Origin of the sequence: Variovorax sp. WDL1, from assembly GCF_001541225.1 — a bacterium.
In the GTDB taxonomy this organism is placed as follows: domain Bacteria; phylum Pseudomonadota; class Gammaproteobacteria; order Burkholderiales; family Burkholderiaceae_C; genus Variovorax.
Genome location: NZ_LMTS01000014.1, coordinates 1 through 3,247 on the forward strand (window position 1 = coordinate 1; position 3,247 = coordinate 3,247).

Annotated in this window: 5 protein-coding genes; 3 read left to right on the forward strand and 2 right to left on the reverse strand. The window is 60.7% G+C overall.

The window, feature by feature from the left end:
- The first annotated feature begins 40 nt into the window (after positions 1–40).
- Positions 41–859, forward strand: coding sequence for a glutamate racemase (murI, locus tag APY03_RS01390; RefSeq protein ID WP_068673213.1), 819 nt, complete (start codon positions 41–43; stop codon positions 857–859).
- Between the two features lie 16 nt (positions 860–875).
- Positions 876–1,637 carry a hypothetical protein gene (locus tag APY03_RS01395; RefSeq protein ID WP_068673215.1) on the forward strand — a complete coding sequence of 254 codons (762 nt, stop codon included), beginning with the start codon at positions 876–878 and terminating at the stop codon, positions 1,635–1,637.
- Positions 1,638–1,700: 63 nt separating this feature from the next.
- On the opposite strand, the gene APY03_RS01400 is transcribed toward APY03_RS01395, so the two are convergent.
- The gene (locus APY03_RS01400) at positions 1,701–2,318 is read right to left on the reverse strand and encodes a hypothetical protein (RefSeq protein WP_068673207.1); all 618 of its coding nucleotides are present in this window, start codon (positions 2,316–2,318) and stop codon (positions 1,701–1,703) included.
- 36 nt (positions 2,319–2,354) lie between these two features.
- Positions 2,355–2,876: a hypothetical protein gene (locus tag APY03_RS01405; protein WP_068673209.1), complete on the reverse strand. Its 522-nt coding sequence runs from the start codon at positions 2,874–2,876 to the stop codon at positions 2,355–2,357.
- Between the two features lie 95 nt (positions 2,877–2,971).
- Between APY03_RS01405 and APY03_RS43155 the strand changes: the two genes are divergently transcribed.
- Positions 2,972–3,247 (forward strand): hypothetical protein (locus APY03_RS43155; protein WP_232324126.1); only part of this gene is annotated, 276 nt, incomplete at its 3' end.

Below are 3,247 nucleotides of genomic sequence, written 5' to 3' on the forward strand. Positions count from 1 at the left end.
GCGGCGAGTTCAAGACCATCATGATGGAAGCGGCTTGAGCATTCCGGGTGCTCTTGCCGATCGCCCGATCGGCGTCTTCGACAGCGGCATCGGTGGCCTCAGCGTGCTCAATGCGCTGCGCGACGCATTGCCGCACGAACGCTTCGCGTACTTCGCCGACACGGCCCACGCGCCGTACGGCGAGCGTGGCGACGCCTACGTCGCGCAGCGCACTCGCACGGTCGCACGCTACCTGCGCGACCGGCATGGCATCAAGGCGCTGGTGGTCGCGTGCAACACCGCGACCGCAGCCGCGATCCACGAACTGCGCGCCGAGCACCCGAACCTCACTGTCGTGGGCGTCGAGCCGGCCCTCAAGCCCGCAGTGGCCGCGAGCAGCACCGGCCACATTGCAGTGCTCGCGACCCGCGTCACGGTGGAGAGCCGGAAGTTCGCAGCGCTGCACGCCTCGCTGGCCGGACGGGCGGACTTCCGCATCATCCCCTGCGATGGCCTGGCCGGCGCCATCGAAGGCGGCGACGCCGCCGGCATCGCTGCCTTGAGCGAGCGCTATCTGCGTCAAGCCGGCAGCTTCGGCACCGCGCCCGGCCAGATCGACACGCTGGTGCTGGGCTGCACGCACTACCCCTTCATCGCGGCCGAGCTGCGCCGCCATTGCGGCGAGGCGGTGCGCTTCATCGACACCGGCGCACCGGTCGCGCTGCAGACGCGGCGGCTGCTGGCGCAGGCCGGGCAGTTGGCCACGGAAGGCGAAGGCGCCGTGGCGCTCCTGAGCAGTGCTGCTCCCGAAGCGCTCGATGCCGCAGCGGCGCGCTGGCTCGCGCGGTCGGGCGTGCCTGCAGCCCTGGCCGGCGCCTGACTGCCGCTGCGCGCGCATGGCTCGACGACTGCTCGTTGCCTTGCTGCTGGCACTGCTGAGCGCCGTTGGCCACGCGGCCTGCGACACCGGTCTCGCGGAACGCATACATGCCAAGCTGCACGCCCAGCGGGCCCTGGACCACGAACGTGCCGTGTGCCAGCCCTGGCGCGGCTTTGCAGGACGCTTCATCGTGGTGCTGCCGCTGCCGCGCCCTTCCACCCGCGCAGGCGCCACGCAGTTCGATCTGGACGTGCTGGTGGTGCAGCAGGCTGATAACGGCAATACCGATCGCGCCACGGTCGTCAGCCGGTTGTTCGAGCCTTCCGCAATGAGCGAGGATGCCGTTCGCATCGGCCAGATCAAGGTCGACACGGCGCGCTACACGCTCGCCAGCGAGGCGCGCGCATTCGGCCTGCGCATCGTCCGCCAGGGCTCGTCGCGCGTGAATCCTTACTCGAACGAGACGCTGACGCTGTACGTCCCGCGCGGCCCCAGGCTCGCCAAGGTGCTCGACCGGCTGGAGGTGGCGCTGGAGCGCGGCGAGTGGGACGCCAACTGCGCAGGCAATTTTGAAACCGTGCGCAGCAGCGTAACGATCGCTCGCAGCGCGAGCAACGGCTACGCCGACCTCCTGCTGCGCCAGACCCGCACCGAGACCCGATCGAGCGGGCAAGGCGACGAATGCGTCACGCAGGAGCGGCCGGCAAAGTTCAAGTCACAGACGCTGCGCTACGACGGAGCGGCCTACCGCGCTGCCAAGCGTTCGGCCGCGGACTGACCGGCCTGACGGGGCAGGCCAGCAGATGGGTGGACAACACGAATCAGCCGATCCCTCCAGTGGTCACGCCTGCCAGGCCGGAGGAATTATGGATGTGTAGATATCTTCGACCCGATGGGTGGAATACTTCATCAAATCGTCTGCCAGACTTCCCAGGCATATGTCTGCGTACCCTCCAAGAGTCAGTCTGATGTCTGGCACTTTATTTTTCGGAATAGGGCTGCAATTGTAGTAGTCGTGAAACTCGACTGCCTTGTTGAACAATCCTAAGGCGTACACCCTCAAGAAATCAGTCTCATGGCGACAATTCGTAGCCGTTTCGAAATAGTGCCCCGATGAGTACTTCATGAAAACAACGGAGAGATAAAGAAATATATTGGCCTTGATTTTATTTTCTCGGAATTTGTCTTCGAGCGGAAGCTTGTCAACGCAATAGATCTTCAATATTTCATCGCAATGTTTGTCGGATATTGTTAATTCGTTAGCACGATCCTTTTGGCTAAAAAACGAAGCGGAAGCGGCTTCAGTCTTATGTTTCCTCAGCCTGCCGCCATATCCGTACTTTGGACATTTCAAGGCATCGATAAAGTGCTTTTCGTCTTCGCCAAAGTCAAGCAACTTAAGAACCAAGGCAAACTTGACCTGCTCTTTATTCTGGTTGGTGAACTTGGTTCGAAACACGGGAAATTCTTCGAAGAGTTCATGCAGGCGAACTTCTCAGTTCTGGAGGATTTTTCCTTCCTTGACCACGACGACGTCGGTCCAGCAAGGCTTTACATACCAACTTTCGTCCGCCAGCGCGAATCTCCGGAAGTAGGCATCGCTGACCACCAATGCCACATCCGCATGGCGAGATACGAGCAACAAGGGCTGCCCTTGCATGTAGTTGAAGATGTCTTCGGTGATCGCTTTTATTTTCGCCACGTCGGTCAGCGCGAGGTAATCCTTTTCAAACGCTGAACAAGCCGACTTTACCTCATCATTTTTCGAAAGTACTCCGTGGAAAATGATCTGATTCGTCAGTGCATTGTGGCCGAAGAAGAAGTCCTCCTTGCTCGGGAGCTGAGTCGATGATCCGATGTTTCGCAGCAGAAAGAGTACCCTGCTGTCTGAGAGCGAAACCAGTTCGGATGCGTGGAGCCGATTGACCTGAACTAAAAATTCTTCCGCTGGCAGCTCGTTCTGTGCGTCATATTGAATGACTTGCTGTAATGGACGCGATCCGCAGACAGGGTTCATACCAAATCCTTTGAAGTGACGCCGGCACGTGGCCGACAGTGATGGAACGCTGGTATGTAACCGGAAGAGGTGAGTGGTTCAATTGCTTTCCTGCCGTGGAAATCCTGGCGCTTTCCCAGGCAGACGTGAACGAGGCGTTCAGCGCGAGCGCCGAAGACATTGCCGACGTGCAGAAGAAGTTCCGCAGTCCGTGTCTTGGAGGCGCACTGCACTTCATGTTCATCGTCAACCGCCCCACCGGACAAGTGGCACCGACAAACGGAGATGAAGATCGAGCTCGCTACCCCTCCGCGTGGAAGCCGAGGTACCCCTACTACCGCAGCGCCGCCGCCTGCCCACGCCGCATGTCGATCGGCAGCAGCAGGAGCAGG